This is a genomic window from Stenotrophomonas sp. 05L413, assembly GCF_056397945.1.
Genome location: NZ_JBFTOL010000005.1, coordinates 96,791 through 112,443, shown reverse-complemented (window position 1 = coordinate 112,443; position 15,653 = coordinate 96,791). Strand labels below are relative to the sequence as shown.

Here is a 15,653-nt window from a genome sequence, read left to right as displayed (position 1 = left end):
GGGGAGCTCAATCGAGGGCGCGGTAGCGGAAATTCCGGAACTGGACCTTGCCGTCGCCAGCAGCATAGATCGCCGGCTTCAGGGCCAGGAACTTGCCTGCCACATTGTGATGGTAGCCGGAGACTTCCATCTGAACCGGGTACTTCTGCCAGGTTTTACCATCCGTGCTGGAGTGGATGGTGACGATATGGCGGTTGTTGGTCACCCGCAGCCACAGCGTGCCGCCGGTGGCGCTCGGGGTCAGCCGGGTGGGGCGCTCCTCGCCGTAGCGGTGCATGATGAACTTCTCGCCGTTGCTGCCCACGCCCACATACAGGCGGTCGCTGTAGTAGAGCAGGGCACCGCCCACCGCGCCCGGGGCGATCTCCATCTCGACCTCGAACTGGTAGGCCTTGTCGCCGGCGATGGCGGTCAGCGGCGAGCTGTCGCGCGGGGTGCTGCCCTTGCCCTGCAGCACCATGCCCTTGCCGGTGAAGGCCAAACGCTTGTACTCGTCCTGGGCCGGGTTGAAGAACGACCACTGCGCACCGAGCGTGCTGCCGCGGAAATCGTCGGACAAGGCCATGCCGTGCTGGCCGACCGAGGTGCCCGACGGTTTGGCGAGCGGCTGGCCGAGGTCACCGCCCTTGGCCACGAACCAGCCATCGGCGGTCCATTCGATCGGCTCCAGCAGCGCCTGGCGGCCCAGCGTCCAGTACCCGTTCTCGTAGCCGTGATACATCATCCACCAGCGCCCGTCGGTGCCTTCGATCACCGTGGCGTGGCCGCGCGACCACCACGGCTCGGCGGCCGACCGGGTGCGCATGATCGGGTTGTTCGGCGCATTCACCCACGGGCCGTGGATCGAGCGCGAGCGCGCGGTGATCACCATGTGCCCGGTCGGCGGGCCGGCGGTGCCGCCCACAGCAGTGGTCATGTAGTACCAACCATCGCGGAAATTGATCTTCGGGCCTTCCTGCGCATAGGCCTCCACGTCCCAGCTTTCCGGGTATTTCCAGCCGTCGTAGACGTGCTTGGGCGTGCCGACCACGCTCAGGCCGTCATCGGCCAGCTGCACGTAGTCGCCACCGCTGAGGAACAGATAGCGCTTGCCGTCTTCGCCCACCGCATGGCCGGGATCGATGTAGCCGCCCAGGCCGATGTCGATCGGCTCGCTCCACGGGCCGTTGATGCTGTCGGCCCAGACCACGAAGTTGCTGCGGGTTTCGCCGGTGCGGGCCGGGAAATAGACGTAATAGCGGCTGCCGTGCTTGACGATGTCCGGGGCCCAGATCGCACCTACGTTCTTGGTGATCGCGTGGCCCAGCGGCTGCCAGTTGACCAGATCGCGCGAGTGCCAGATCGGCAGGCCGGGGTAGGCATCGAACGAGGACAGCGTGAGGTAGTAATCCTCGCCATCCTTGAGCACGGAAGGATCCGGGCGATCACCGGCGAACACCGGGTTGAGGAAGGTGCCGTTGCCCAGATCGGCCTGGCGCTGGTTCTCGATCCCGCGCGTCCAGTTGGTGGCCGGCTCGGCGGCGTGGCCGGCGCCTGCCAGCAGCAGGCAGGCGGTGGCGAAGCTGGCCAGGGTCTTCCTCAGGTGCATCGTCTTTCTCCCTTGAACGTATCGTGGGCCGGCTGCGCTCAGCGCGCCCCGGTCCCGGCAAGACGCTGTTGCCAGCGTGGGTACTCGGTGGTGATCAGGGCCTGCGGCCAGGTGCCGTACCAGTGATAGCCGGTGCGGCGCTCGCGCGGGATGTCGTTGAACGTGGCGACGCGTTCGCCCTCGCGGTTGGCCAGCAGCACGCCACTGTCGTGCAGGTCGTGGAAGCGCCCCCACAGCGGCGGCGCGCCCGCATCGGCGACCAGGCGGCGGTCGACCGTGGTGCGGTGGAACGCGAACTGTTCCGGCGTCGTTTCGAAGGTCTCCAGCCGCCACCCGGTCAACGCGTGGGTCTGGAACCACGCCATCGCGGCGTTGACCGAGGCGACCACCTGCGGCGAAGGATCCGGGATCGACATCAGGTAGCGGACCACGCCGACACTCTCGTCGGTGACCAGCGCCGGCAGTTCGAATTTCCGCCCCTGCGCGGGCAGCAGGGTGGTGCGGTCGTACTGCCCGGCCCAGATCGTCGGCACGCCGTCCTGGCGCACCTGCAGGCGCAGCAGGCAGGCATCACCGGCGGTCACGGCCGCGTCCACGCGGGCACGTTGATCGGCGGTGATGAAGCCGAACGCCGGTTCACGCTGGATGCGCCGGAGCGTGGTCAGCACGCCGCTGGTGACGTCGTCAGCGAACGTGATGTGCCCGTGGTACGAGGTGCGCGAGGGCACCGAATGCGGCCAGCCGCCACAGCGGGGGACCTGCTCGGCGAGGATGAAATCCAGGCCGCGCACGGCCGCGTCGCGGTAGCGGGCATCGCCGCTGCGCGCGAAGGCCTCGGCCAGGTAGCTGACCTGGGTGTAGATGTTGCGGTTGTCGAAGCTGCCGCCCGGCGTGGCCTGGTCAGCCAGCACCTGTGCCTTGGCGGCATCGTCGAGGATCCGCTGCGGATCCTGGTTGACCGCCCAGCCGCCGCCATGGCGTTGCAGCGCCACCAGGGTGTCGGCGATCTGTCGGTACTGATCGGGGGCATAGCGCGGGTAGTCCGTGCCGTGCCCGCTCTGCCAATGGTTGATGCCGTCCTGGAAGCCGCGCAGCGGGATGTCCTGGCCCTGCGCCATGACGGCGCAGGGCAGGGCGATCCACAGCAGTACCGCGAGCCGCCGCACGCTTACGCGCGCAGCAGGGCGGGCAGCCACAGCGACATTTCCGGGAAGAAGGTGACGATCAACAGCACGCCCAGCGCAGCGAACCAGAACGGCCAGATCGAGCGCATGCTCTCACCGACGCTGATCTTGCCGATCGCGGTACCGATGAACAGCACCGAGCCCACCGGCGGTGTCACCAGGCCCAGGCCACCGGTCAGCACCAGCACCAGGCCGAAGTGGATCGGATCGATGCCGTAGGCCTTGGCCACCGGCAGGAAGATCGGCGTGCAGATCAGGATCATCGGCGCCAGGTCCATGAAGGTGCCCAGCAGCAACAGCATGACCACGATCATCAACAGCACCATGAACTGGCTGTGCGCGAACGACTGCAGGAAGTTGACCGCGGCCGACGGCACTTCCAGATACGCCAGCAGCCAACCGAACACGGCCGCCGTGGCGATCACGAACAGGATCACACCGGTGCTGCGCGCGGCATGGGTGACCGTGCCGAGGAACTCGCGCCAGTCCAGCTGGCGGTACAGCACGGTGGTCACCAGCAGCGCGTAGACCACGGCGATCGCCGCGCTCTCCACCGCAGTGAAGATGCCGGCACGGATACCGATGAAGATCAGCGCGACCAGGCCCAGGCCAGGCAGCGCCGAGACCAGGCGCAGCAGCACCGCACGCCAGCCCGGGAAGATCTCCACGCCGTAACCGCGGCGGCGTGCCACGAGATAGCCGGTGATCATCAGGACGACGGTCATCAGCAGCGCCGGCACGATACCGGCCGCGAACAGATCGGCGATCGACAGCCCACCACCGGCGGCGGCCGAGAACAGGATCAGGTTGTGCGACGGCGGTACCAGCAGCGCCACCAGCGCGGCGGTGATGCTGACGTTGACCGCGAAGTCGCGGTCGTAACCCCGCTTGACCATCTGCGGGATCATCGTGCCACCGACCGCCGAGACATCGGCGATGGCCGAGCCGGACACACCGCCGAAGAACAGCGAGGACAGGATCGACACTTGGCCCAGGCCACCGCGCATGCGCCCCACCAGCGAGGATGCCAGTGAGATCAGGCGCTCGGAGATGCCGCCGCGCATCATGATTTCACCGGCGAAGATGAACAAGGGAATGGCGATCAGTGAAGCCGAGCCGGTACCGGCGGAGATCTGCTGGACCAGCACCAGCGTCGGCAGATCCAGGTACCACAGGGTGGCCAGGGCGGCGGCGGCCAGCGCGAACGCGACCGGCACACCGAGCAGCAACAGCACCGCGAACACGGTGAAAAGAATCGTAATACCCATGACTCAGCGATCTCCCTCGGCAACGGCATCGGCCGGCCGTACAGCCAGCGCCATCTGGTTCGCGGCGAAGATCGCCATCAAGGCGCCACCGATCGACAGGGGCAGGTAGTTGATGCTCTGCGGCAGGTGGGCGCCGGCGGCCTTGATATCCAGGCCGTCCATCAGCAGCACGGCCGCCCACCAGGCGATGACCACGCCCAGCACGGCCACCACCAGCGCGGCGAACACGTCCACCGCACGGCGCAGGCCCGGGCCCATGTGCGCGGCCAGCAGGAAGAAGCCAAAGTGGCGGCGAGTATGCACGCCGGTGGCCGCACCCAGGCTCATCGCCGTGGCCAGCAGGAGCAGCGTGACCGGCTCGGTCCAGCTGGGCGAATCATTGATCACATAGCGGGCGAACACCTGCCAGCCCTGCACCACCACCAGGCCGAGCAGGGCGATGACGGCAATGTAGATCGCCACATCGGCGATCACGTTGAGCAGGCGCTGCGGCGCGGCGGGGGTGATGACGGTTTCGGAAGTCGAGTCGGACATCGCGTCGGAGCCTCAGGCGAAGTCGCGGATGCGACGGGTGAGGGCGGCCAGCTCCGGCTGCTGCAGGTAACGCTGCAGGAGCGGGTCGGCGGCCTTGCGGAAGGCCGGCATGTCGACCTCGTTGAATCTGATGCCGAAATCGGCCACGGCCTGGCGGGCGTTGTTTTCCGAGGCATCCCACTGCTCGCGCATCACCTGCACCGATTCACGTGCGGTCTCGATCACCAGGGTGCGGTCGGCCGGGCTCAGCGCATCGAAGCTCTGGCGCGACATCAGCAGCACGTCCGGTGCGTAGGAGTGATCGCTCTGCGACCAGTAGTGCGCGGCCTCGAAATGACGGCTGGAGTGGAAGCTGCGCATGTTGTTTTCCGCACCGTCGATCATGTGCGTTTCCATGCCCGAGAAGGTGTCGCCCAGCGACATCGGGGTCGGGTTGGCACCGAGCAGGCGCATCAGCTGGATGAAGATGTCCGAGGAGGCCACGCGCAGCTTGAGGCCGTGCAGGTCCTTGGGCTCCACGATGGGGTGCTTGGTGTTGTAGAAGCAGCGCGCACCGGAATCGTAGATGGCCAGGCCGACCAGATCGCGCGTTTCAAAGCCCTGCAGGACCGTATCGGCGACGCCGCCATCGAGCGCGCGGCGCATGTGCGCCACCGACTCGAACACATACGGCAGGCACAGGCCCTGGGTCAGCGGAAACGCGTTGTTGAGCGCGCCGGAGTAGACGCGGGTGATATCGATGGCGCCGAAGCGGGCCATGTCGATCGCCTCGGACTCACGGCCGAGCTGGCCGGAGTGGTACTGGCGCAGCCGCAGCCGGCCGCCGGTTTTTTCTTCCAGCGTTTTCCCGATCCATTTCACCGCGGTGACGGTGGGGTAATCGGCGACGTGGACGTCGGTGGCGGTCAACAGCTGCGCACCGGCCGGTGCGGCGTTGGATGACCGCGAACAGGCTGTCAGCGCGGGCGCGGCAAGCGCGCCCAGACTGGTAGCCAGGAAACTTCTGCGAGTGAACATCTGCGCCCTCCCAAGCGTGCTCGCCATGTCCGCGCGGTTATCCGGCGGCGATGGCCTTGCAGGTAATGTCGCCGTAGCCGACGAAACGGATCAATGCTTGCTGGCCCACGGCGATGTCGTGGATGCCGGTGGCGTTGCCACTGGCGATCAGATCGCCGGCCTTCAACGGCCGCCCACGCTGCGCCGAACGCCCCAGTGCGAACGCATAGGCGGTGCGCAGGCCACCGGGCAGCAGGGTCGCGCCACCGGTGCCGACCACCTCGCCTTCGATGCGGGTTTCCGCACGCAGGTCGGCGTCATCCAGGCGCGTCCAGTCCGCGATCTCGGTGCCGAGCACCAGGCCGTTGTTGTTGCCGAAGTCCGACACCACCACGCGCGGGCCGAGCTTGTTGATCGTCGCCAGCGGGCTGCTGGCCACTTCCACACCGATGAAAAGCCTGGCGGGCAGCGCCTCGGCCTCTTCGGGGGTCCAGTGCAGCTTGTCCGCCGGGGCGTCTTCCTGCAGCTGGATCACGTACTCGGCCTCGACCGCGCCGAACCCGCCGACGAACACCGGAATCTCGACTGTTCCACCGGTAGCATTCCAGAGCTGACGCGAGAAGATGGGGCCCAGCAGGCGATCATCGCCCGAGGCATCGCGGCGCTCGGCGGCGATGTAGCCGACTTTCCAGCCGACCACCTGGTCGTCCCACAGGCCGATGGCCTGGTCCTGTACCTGATAGGCGGTGACCAGGTCTTCCGGGATCGTTCCCGGGAAATCGGGCAGGGATTGGCCGTGTTGGCGGGCGCTGACGAAGTGCCGGGCGATCTCGCCCAACCCCTGGTCGGGCAGGTCCTGTTTGCCGTGGTCGTTGCTCAAGCGGGTCTCCCGGAAAAATTGTTGCACTGCCAATCGACAGCGGTTGGATGTGCTGTATATGGTAAACCGGTGTCATTGGCAATGTGCAGCGCATCAGAACGGCTGCCGGTCAGGCACGATGCCTGTTCCCATGCCCAAGGACGTACCCGGATGCGCCGCTTCCTCGCGTTGCCCATGCTGACTCTCCTGCTGCTGGCCGGCGGCCTGGCCCACGCGGCCGAGCGTGCCGTACCGGAAACCGAACCGGCCGCCGGCGCCCCCGATCGCATCGTGCTGTGGCCGGACGGCCAGGTGCCCGGCGAAGGCGGCCCGGCCACCGTGCCCAACGTGATCGAGCGCAGCCGCGATCCGGCGCTGCCGGACCGCTACATCGACAACGTCAGTGCGCCCTACCTGGTCGTATACCGGCCGGCGCGCCCGAATGGCAGCGCCCTGCTGGTGGTGCCGGGCGGCGGCTATCAGCGCATCGTGCTCGACAAGGAAGGCACCGCGCTGGTGCCGGCGTTCGTCGAGCAGGGTGGGGTGACCCTGTTCGTGCTGCGTTACCGGCTGCCCGCCGGCCGCAGTGATCGCCAGGCCGCACTGGCCGATGCCCAGCGTGCGATGCGGGTGATCCGCGCCGATGCCGCGCGATGGCAGATTGATCCGCAGCGCATCGGGGTGATGGGTTTCTCGGCCGGCGGGCACGTTGCCGCGCGGTTGAGCAACGGCTTCGATGCACCGGCCTATCCGCATCGCGATGCCATCGATGCGCTCAGCGCGCGGCCGGATGTCGCGCTGCTGATCTACCCGGTGATCGACATGGGCACGCATGCGCATACCGGCTCGCGTACCCGTCTGCTCGGGCCGCATCCGGATGCGGCGCTGCAGCGGCAGTTTTCGATGCAGGATCAGGTCCGCGCCGATACGCCGCCGACCTTCCTGGTGCATGCGCAGGACGACAACGTGGTCTCGGTGCACAACAGCCTGGTGTATTACCAGGCGCTGCTGCGCGCCGGTGTCACCACCGAAATGCATCTGTTCCCGTTCGGCGGCCATGGCTTCGGCGTGCGCATCCCGGCCGGTTTGACCGTCGCGCAGTGGCCTGAGCTGGCGCTGCGCTGGATTCCCTCGCGCCACACGGAGCCCGCGCGCCATGACTGATTCCCCCGCCGACCTGCAGCGGCGCCGTTTCCTGCGCGACAGCGCGCGCTATGCCGTGATGCTCGGTGCGACCAGCCTGCCCCTGCTGCCCGCCTTCGCGGGCGTGCCCGGCCCGCGCCACGATGCCGCGCCGCTGGCGCGCGTGCGCAGTGGCCGCGTGCGCGGGCAGCAGGAGCAGGGCATCCACGTGTTCCGCGGCCTTCCCTACGGCGCCGATACCGCCGCCCGGCGCTTCCAGCCGGCCGTGCAGGAATCGGCCTGGCGCGGCGTGCGTGATGCGCTGGCGTACGGCAATGCCGCGCCGCAGGGCGGCAGCGAAGGGCCGGGCAGCGAAGACTGCCTCTACCTCAATGTGTGGACCCCGGCGCTGCGCGATGGCGGCAAGCGCCCGATCGTGTTCTACATCCACGGCGGCGCCTACAACAACGGCTCGGGCAGCGACCCGCTGTACGACGGCAGCGCGTTGTGCCGGCGCGGCGACGTGGTGGTGGTCACGGTCAACCATCGCCTCAATGTGTTCGGCTATCTGTACCTGGCGCAGCTGGGCGATGCGCGTTTCGCCGATTCCGGCAACGTCGGCCAGCTCGATCTGGTCCAGGCGCTGCAGTGGGTGCGCCAGCATGCGCCCGAGTTCGGCGGCGATGCGGGCAACATCACCGTGGTGGGGCAATCCGGCGGCGGCGCGAAGATCGCCACGCTGATGGCCATGCCCGCCGCGCGCGGCCTGTTCCAGCGCGCGTGGACCATGAGCGGGCAGCAGGTGACCGCGGCCGGCCCGCGTGCCGCCACCCAGCGCGCGCAGATCGCGATGCAGGCGGTGGGCGCAGCCGATGCCGACGCGTTGCGCACGATGCCGATGGAAGCGCTGCTGGCCGCCACCCGTGCGCGCGACCCTTCGCGCGTGGAGAACAGCAGTCTCTACGTCGGGCCGGTGCTCGACGGGCGTTCGTTGCCGGTGCATCCGTTCTGGCCGGAGGCGCCCGCGCAGTCCGCCGGGATTCCGATGGTGATCGGCAACACCCACGATGAAACCCGCGCTTTCCTCGGCAACGACCCGGCCAACTTCGCACTGACCTGGGAGACGCTGCCGGCCAAGCTCGAAAAAGAGCAGTACGTGGACCTGCTGCCCTCGGTGGTGATCGCCGAGTACCGCCGCCTGTATCCGCATTACACGCCTTCGGAAGTGTTATTCGCGGCCACCACCGCCGGTCGTTCGTGGCGCGGTGCGGTGGAGGAACTGGAGGCGCGTGCGCGCCAGGGCGCCCCCACCTGGGCCTATCAACTCGATTGGGGCTCGCCGCTGGACGGCGGCAGGTTTGGCGCGTTCCACACGCTGGATATCCCGCTGGTGTTCGATACCACCGATCGGCCCGGCTCGCGCACCGGTGACAGCGAAGCGGCGACCCGCGTGGCGGCCACGATGAGCGAGGCCTTGATCGCCTTCGCCCGCCATGGCGATCCAAATCACGGCGGACTGCCACGCTGGCAGACCTATTCGCTGGCCCGCCGCGAAACGATGCTGTTCGATACCCCCCCACAGCAGGCCGACGACCCGCGCGGTGGCGAGCGTCGCCTCTATCAGCAGGCCCCCTTCATTCAACGAGGTACGTTCTGATGCGGTGTACGTCCTGGCTGCTGGGCAGCGCGCTGTTCGGCCTGATGAGCGCGGCGCAGGCCGCCGTGGATCCGGCGGTGCTGGATCGCCCGGCCCCGACCCCGATCCGGGCCAGCAAGATCGTGCTGGTCGGTGATTCCACCACGGCCGTGCAGGGCGGCTGGGGCCCGGCCTTCTGCGCGCGGCACGTGACCTCGTTCCTGACCTGCACCAACCTGGCCCGTGGCGGCCGCAGTACCTACAACTACCGCGCCGAGGGCTCGTGGGCGCTGGCCGAGGCGGAGATGCGCACGCCCGGCTATGCCACCACATGGGTACTGGTCCAGTTCGGCCACAACGACCAGCCCGGCAAGCCGGGCCGCTCCACCGATCTGCAGCGCGAGTTCCCGGACAACCTGCGCCGCTATGTGCGTGAGATCCGTGCCGCCGGTGCGCAGCCGGTGCTGCTGACCCCGTTGACCCGACGCCAGTTCGCCGATGGCGTGCTGATCGATGACCTGGCCCCCTGGGCCGAGGCGGTCCGCGCCGTGGCGCGCGAGCTGGAGGTGCCCCTGGTGGACCTGCACGCGCGCAGCCGCGCGGTGGTACAGGCGCTGGGGCCGGTCGCGGCCATGCCGCTGGCGCAGGCGGCCGCCACGCCCGCCCAGGTCAGCGCAGCGCTGGAGGGCACGACTGTGGGCGCAGCGCCCGTGGCTGGCGCACCGGCCGCGCAGAACAACGCCGTCACCGAGCCCATGGGGCAGGCCAAGGTCGCGTTCGATTACACCCACCTGGGCCCGGATGGCGCGGCGCTGTTCGCCACGCTGGTCACCGAGGAACTGGCCGGGCAGGTCCCGTCGTTGCGACCGTTGCTGATTCCCTGATCGATAGGCGGACCCTTCGAATTCTTTCGAATAGATTGCTACGTCGGGGATTGTGGGTCGATTGGATGTGATTCAGGTCAAACACGCTGTTCACCGGGATCGCCTAGACTCGGGGCATGCAAGACCAATGCAACCCGTTTCCTCCGTTCCATGGCCGTGATCGATTGATCGCCGCCGTCGACCATGCCGTCCAGCACGAGCACGCGCACCAGATCGCCGCCACGCTGCGCGCGGCGTTGCGCGAGGCGATCGCCGACAGCCGCATCCAGCTGCCGGCCTGCGTGCACCACCCGATCGAGGATCACTATGCCCGCCGCGAGCTGTATCGCAGCCCGGAGCACGGCTACAGCATCGTCGCCATGAGCTGGGGGCCGGGGCAGGGCACGCCGCTGCACGACCACAGCGGGCTGTGGTGCGTGGAGGGGGTCTGGCTGGGCCAGCTGGCGATCACCCAGTACCAGTTGCTGGAGCGCGACGGCGAACGCTTCCGTTTCCGCCCGGAGCCGCCCGTGCTGGGCGACTGCGGCAGTGCCGGCAGCCTGATCCCGCCGCACGAGTACCACACCATCCGCAACACCAGCGATGACGACCTGGCGATCTCGGTACACGTGTACCAGGGCGAGATGACCCGCAGCGCCGTCTTCGAACCCGAGGCCGATGACTGGTACCAGCGCCGCGTGCAGGTGATGGAAACCGACGCAGCCTAGGGTGCGACCGGGCGCAGCGCTCGACCCGACGCCGCGGTGCCGCGCATCATGCGCACTCCACCCGTTTCCCGACGTTCCGCCATGCCTACGCTGCCGTTCCAACAGGTCAATGTCTTCAGCCAGGATCCGCTGCGCGGCAATCCGCTGGCCGTGGTGCTCGATGCAGAAGGCGTGGACGACGCTCGCATGACCGCGTTCGCCCGCTGGACCAACCTGAGCGAGACCACCTTCCTGCTGCCGCCGACCGATCCGCAGGCGGATTATCGCGTGCGCATCTTCACCACGCTGGAAGAGCTGCCGTTCGCCGGGCATCCCACCCTGGGCAGCTGCCATGCGTGGCTGGCGCATGGTGGCGTGCCGAAGGGCGAGGAGATCGTGCAGGAGTGCGGGATCGGCCTGGTGCGGATACGGCGCAGCGCGTCCGGTCTGGCATTCCTGGCGCCGCCGCTGCTGCGCGGCGAGCCCTTGGCACCGGCACTGCGCGAACAGGTGCGCCGCGGTCTCGGCGTAGCCGCGGAGGACGTCGTGGACGCGCGCTGGGCAGACAACGGTACCGGCTGGCTGGCACTGCGCCTGCGTGATCGTGCGGCCGTACTTGCGGTCCAGCCGGACTATGCGCAGCTGGAGGGCGTGAAGGTGGGTGTGTTCGGGCCTTGGCTGCCCAGTGATGGAGACGAGGCCCAGTACGAGAGCCGCGCCTTCATTGCCGGCGACGGCGCGCCGGAAGACCCGGCCACGGGCAGCCTCAATGCCGGCATCGCGCGCTGGCTGCTGGCCACCGGCGAAGCACCGGATCGCTATGTGATCAGCCAGGGCACGGCGATCGGCCGTGCCGGGCGGCTGCGGGTGGAGCGGGTGGGCGATGCGTTGTGGATCGGTGGCGACTGTGTGACCTGCATCGAGGGGCAGGTCACGCTGTGAGCCAGACAGGGGCCGGGAGCCGGCAGCGCCATGCACCGCATGGCGTTACGGGTCCAGCGCCACCCCATTGTTGCGCTGGGTCACTTCGGCCGCACCGTCGGCCTGCATCACCCGTACGCGCAGGCCACCGCGATCCCCGGCCGGCAACGGCAGGCTGACAATCGTGGTCTTCGGCAGCAGGTCGCTCGGCGCCGCCAACCTCGGAATCTCGGCCCGGGCCAGCTCACGGCCCCTGGCATCTTCCAGCACTGCCACGCCCACACCGGTCGCGACATGGCCCAGGCTGTGCACGGTCACCTGCACCTGGCGCCCGTCCACGCGCACATCGCCGCGCCCGATGCCGAGGTCGGGCCGCTGTTCGACCGGCGTGCCGGCCTGCACCAGCTCGAACTCGAACACCTGGCTCTGGCCCGGCACGAACCGCAGCGTGGTCGAGGCACTGCGTTCCAGGGTGAGATCACGCGTGGTGGCCTTGCCGTCGATGGTGTCATCGCCGTTGCGGTCCACGCCGCTGGTCATCCGCCATTGCCCGGCGGTGACGTTCCAGGTGCTCATCTCCGCCTCCACCGCGTGCTTGCCCAGGTTGTAGGCGATCACCTTGAAGCGGTCCGGCGAGGGTGCATGTACCAGCAGCGCGACCTGCTCGGCGGCCTGCGGCTGGGCGAAGCGCCAGCTCACGGTGTGGCCCGGCCAGCTCTGGTTGCGCTTGAGCGCGATGCCGCCCAGGCGTGCACGCTGCAGGAATTCGCTTGGCGCTTCGACGCGGTCGGACCACCAGTGGCCTTCAGTGTTCATGTATTCGCGTTGCGCCTTGGCCTGGATGCCATCGGCATGCAGCGCCTCCAGGTACTTCTTGTTGCCGGTGGCCTGCCACGCCATCAGGCTGGCGAAGCCGGTGCTGCCACCCTCGGCATCGCTGATGAAGCGCGGGTTCCATTCGGCGCTGCGCCCCAGGGCCTCGACGTAGTTCTCGCCCAAGTTGGACAACGCCCCCGGCCCACCGCGCTCGACGCGGTAGTCCAGCGCCTTGAGGTACTTGTCATCGCCGGTCCAGCGCCATGCCGCCCAGAAGGTATGCATGATGTCGCCGCTGCCCGAGCCGTTGTTGAGCTCACCGCCGCGGGTCTTGCCGGTTGCCCAGTTGATCTCGTTCGGCAGTGCCCAGCGGCCCTTGTCGTCGGTGTAGGCGTGGGCGAGATAGCCATCGGCCAGGCCGGTGACCAGCTTGCGGCCGGTCGGATCGGCGTTGTACTGGCCGATCAGGAACGCCGGGTGCAGCACCGGGAAGGAATACGGCTTCTGCCATTGCCAGTTCGGTTCGCGGTAGACCTTGTTGCCGCCGAACCAGTTGCTGGAGAACAGCAGATGGCCCTGCGGGTTGGGCAGGATGATGCGTTCGTCGAACGCCTTCACCGTTTCCATCAGGCGCTCGATGGTGAGCGGATCGCCCCAGTTGAGGTAGAGCATCGCGCTGTTGGTGTTGATGCCCTCCTCGTAGGAATGCAGTTCGTCGGTCTCGATGGTGCTCAGGCCGTTGCTGAACATGCCATTGCGGTACACCGCATCGGACAGCGCGGTCAGCGAGGCATTGAGCTTGTCCGGCTGCACGCCCATCAGGGCCAGCCCCGGCCACTGCTGGGTCAGGTCGGAATCGTCGGAGATGCCGCCGCCGAAATCACCGTAGGCGATCTGGCGGTTATCGATCCACCATTCGATGAAGCGACGCACGTACTTGAGATCTTCGGTCTGCCGGAACGCCCACAGCGGCACGCCGTTGGGTGCCGCGGGCTGGGTGAACGGCGGTTTGCCCTGGCTGTTGTAGCTGATGTAGTTCCAGTACAGGCGGCCGAGCTCGTGGTCCGGGTCCACCCGCAGCAGGTCGCTGAGATCGGCGTACACGCGCGCGTACAGGCGCTGGCGCTTGGAAGTGGTGTGTTCTTCGACCAGGAAGCCCCAGTTGTCGCGCACCTGGTTGAAGCGGTCGGCGATGTGTTCTTTCTTCGCCTCGTCGCGGTCCTTGTAGACCATGCGGATTTCCGCACCGTCCAGCGAGGTGGCGTTGAACCCCGGTGCGGCCGACGCGACGGAGATCCACAGGCTGTCGGCGGTCAGGATGCGATCGCGCAGGTCCAGCCACAGCGTGCGCTTCTGGCCCGGCTTGACCGAGACCGACACGTCGATCATGTCGCGCGCCGGCCACAGCGGGTCCTTGATGCGGATGTTGAGCGGGATCAGGCCGTCATGGGTCGCGGGCAGATCCAGCTTCGGCAGATCGATCGCGATGCCGTCCAGGCCGTCATGCATGTTCTCCCAGCTGTGTGCCCAGCTGCGGATCAGCGGCTGTGCGGCTGGGGCGTCGCTCACGCCGGAAGGGATCAGCACGTGCACGATCGGCATCGGCTGCGCGGGCAGCGTATCGGCCGTGCGCTTGCGTGAGCCGGCGCCCTTGGGCAGCGCCATCACCGTGCTGCGTTCGGCAGCCGGGTAGCGGCCCTGGATGTACTCGCGCAGCGCCGCTATGTTGGTGTAGTCCGGCAGGGCCTGGCTGTCGATCAGGTAGCGCTGCTTGACCGTGCCCTCCGGCTCGGCGGCATCGCTGACCTGGTACGCCCAGATTTCCTGGATCGGGGTTTCCTGCGCGGTATTGCGGAAGTGCAGCACGCCGCCCGCCTGCGCAGGGATCTGGTTGACGCTGCGGACCACTCCCTGCGGGCGCTCGAACAGGGCCTGCGCTGGCTGGCCGTCCACACTGTGGCTCAACCCGCCGAAGGCGGCGCCGCGCACTTCGATGCGGTTGACGGTCTCACCGGCCGGCAGGGTCAGGTCGAGCTGCTGGCCACCCTCTACATAGGTATTCCAGTCCGGCAGCTGGAAGTAATCGTTGCGGCCCGGCAGCCGTGAACGGTTGTAGACACCCGGCCAGGTGGTTTCGGCGATACCGTCGGTCGCCTTCCACATCCACTGCTTGTGGTCCTTGGTATCGGCGAATTCGATCTTGCGGATCGTGGTGGTCGGCGCGGTCAGCGCCGGCGGCGGCGCAGCGTCCCAGCCATGGCGATGGCGCCAGGCGCGCATCGGATCCGGTTCGGCCACTGCCGTGCGGGGCGCGGCATTGCGGGCCAGCGCGGCCATGCCGGCTGGGTCGAGCAGGCGGTCATAGACGCGGATCTCGTCGAAATCGCTGCCGCGCAGGAAGTTGTAGCGGCTCTGCACCTGGTAGGGGGCCATCACGCGCGCGGCCAGGCCGAGCTGATCGAGTGCGGCATCGTAGTCGGCGGTGGTCTCCTGGCGGGCGACCTCCCTGCCATCCACGTACAGCCGCACGCCGTGGTTCTCATCCCAGCCGAAGGCGATGTGCTGCCACTGTTGCGGCGAGGGGTTCTGGTCGAGCTTGAACGACACGCGCGTGCGCGCCAGGTTGGCATCGGTGACGAAGGCATCGAAGCCGTGGCCATTCCAGTCGATGCGCAGCCAGGCCATGTCCCAGCTGCTGTGGTCGGCATAGCCGACCCGGAAGATCACGAACGGCGCTTCACCCACCGCATAGCGCGAGCGCCAGAAGAAGCCGAGTGTGCCGCGCTGTGCCTGGATGTTGCCCGGTGCGTTCCACGACAACACGCCATCATCCGCCCATTCGATCGCGCTGCCATGCGCGCCGTTGGGCACCCGCTTCACCTTGTCCACGAAGTTGGGGACCGGGTCACCCACAGCGGTATCGGCCTGCAGACTCTGGTCGGCCGACACGTGGAACAGCAGCTGCGGTGCGGTCTGCGCCCAGGCGGTACCACTGCCGGCGAGCAGCAGCGCCAGCAGGCTGGTGGACAGGCGGGAGGGACGGATCAAGGGGGCGACAGGGCGATGCATGGGACCTTCCTTTCGACAGCAGAAACAGTACAGCGGAACCACCAGCGGGCGTCAGCGGCTCACGGTGGCCTCCCGCCCCCGCACCGCGCC

General features: G+C 68.1%; 12 protein-coding genes. 5 read left to right on the top strand and 7 right to left on the bottom strand.

Annotated elements, in window-relative coordinates; all coding sequences use genetic code 11:
- Positions 1 to 7 precede the first annotated feature (7 nt).
- Genes AC1DIQ_RS12530 through AC1DIQ_RS12505 form a run of 6 tightly spaced genes read right to left on the bottom strand, consistent with a single transcriptional unit; the run spans position 8 to position 6,450 of the window.
- Positions 8 to 1,588 (bottom strand): family 43 glycosylhydrolase, encoded by a 1,581-nt coding sequence (locus AC1DIQ_RS12530; RefSeq protein ID WP_478050141.1) that lies wholly within the window; start codon positions 1,586 to 1,588, stop codon positions 8 to 10.
- 38 nt (positions 1,589 to 1,626) lie between these two features.
- Positions 1,627 to 2,784 (bottom strand): pectate lyase, encoded by a 1,158-nt coding sequence (gene pelA, locus AC1DIQ_RS12525; RefSeq protein ID WP_121043823.1) that lies wholly within the window; start codon positions 2,782 to 2,784, stop codon positions 1,627 to 1,629.
- On the bottom strand, positions 2,757 to 4,040 hold the full coding sequence (locus tag AC1DIQ_RS12520; protein ID WP_121043820.1) for a TRAP transporter large permease: 1,284 nt from the start codon (positions 4,038 to 4,040) through the stop codon (positions 2,757 to 2,759). Before AC1DIQ_RS12520 ends, pelA begins: the two co-directional genes overlap by 28 nt.
- Positions 4,041 to 4,043: 3 nt before the next feature.
- Positions 4,044 to 4,574 carry a TRAP transporter small permease gene (locus AC1DIQ_RS12515; RefSeq protein ID WP_478050140.1) on the bottom strand — a complete coding sequence of 177 codons (531 nt, stop codon included), beginning with the start codon at positions 4,572 to 4,574 and terminating at the stop codon, positions 4,044 to 4,046.
- Positions 4,575 to 4,586: 12 nt separating this feature from the next.
- Positions 4,587 to 5,591: a TRAP transporter substrate-binding protein gene (locus AC1DIQ_RS12510; protein WP_121043814.1), complete on the bottom strand. Its 1,005-nt coding sequence runs from the start codon at positions 5,589 to 5,591 to the stop codon at positions 4,587 to 4,589.
- A 37-nt stretch (positions 5,592 to 5,628) separates the two neighbouring features.
- Positions 5,629 to 6,450: a 2-keto-4-pentenoate hydratase gene (locus AC1DIQ_RS12505; protein WP_121043811.1), complete on the bottom strand. Its 822-nt coding sequence runs from the start codon at positions 6,448 to 6,450 to the stop codon at positions 5,629 to 5,631.
- Positions 6,451 to 6,624: 174 nt separating this feature from the next.
- Between AC1DIQ_RS12505 and AC1DIQ_RS12500 the strand changes: the two genes are divergently transcribed.
- The 5 genes from AC1DIQ_RS12500 (at position 6,625) to AC1DIQ_RS12480 (ending at position 11,699) form a co-directional block, all read left to right on the top strand.
- A complete protein-coding gene (locus AC1DIQ_RS12500) occupies positions 6,625 to 7,593 on the top strand; it encodes an alpha/beta hydrolase (protein WP_478050139.1) in 969 nt (322 codons plus the stop codon).
- A complete protein-coding gene (locus AC1DIQ_RS12495) occupies positions 7,586 to 9,208 on the top strand; it encodes a carboxylesterase/lipase family protein (protein WP_478050138.1) in 1,623 nt (540 codons plus the stop codon). Before AC1DIQ_RS12500 ends, AC1DIQ_RS12495 begins: the two co-directional genes overlap by 8 nt.
- On the top strand, positions 9,208 to 10,071 hold the full coding sequence (locus tag AC1DIQ_RS12490; RefSeq protein WP_478050137.1) for a rhamnogalacturonan acetylesterase: 864 nt from the start codon (positions 9,208 to 9,210) through the stop codon (positions 10,069 to 10,071). The genes AC1DIQ_RS12495 and AC1DIQ_RS12490 overlap by 1 nt, the downstream gene beginning before the upstream one ends.
- A 116-nt stretch (positions 10,072 to 10,187) precedes the next feature.
- Positions 10,188 to 10,778 carry a cysteine dioxygenase family protein gene (locus AC1DIQ_RS12485; RefSeq protein ID WP_152152764.1) on the top strand — a complete coding sequence of 197 codons (591 nt, stop codon included), beginning with the start codon at positions 10,188 to 10,190 and terminating at the stop codon, positions 10,776 to 10,778.
- 81 nt (positions 10,779 to 10,859) lie between these two features.
- Positions 10,860 to 11,699, top strand: a complete 840-nt coding sequence (locus AC1DIQ_RS12480; protein ID WP_478050136.1) for a PhzF family phenazine biosynthesis protein — start codon at positions 10,860 to 10,862, stop codon at positions 11,697 to 11,699.
- 45 nt (positions 11,700 to 11,744) lie between these two features.
- On the opposite strand, the gene AC1DIQ_RS12475 is transcribed toward AC1DIQ_RS12480, so the two are convergent.
- Positions 11,745 to 15,563 carry a LamG-like jellyroll fold domain-containing protein gene (locus tag AC1DIQ_RS12475; RefSeq protein WP_478050135.1) on the bottom strand — a complete coding sequence of 1,273 codons (3,819 nt, stop codon included), beginning with the start codon at positions 15,561 to 15,563 and terminating at the stop codon, positions 11,745 to 11,747.
- Positions 15,564 to 15,653: the final 90 nt, after the last annotated feature.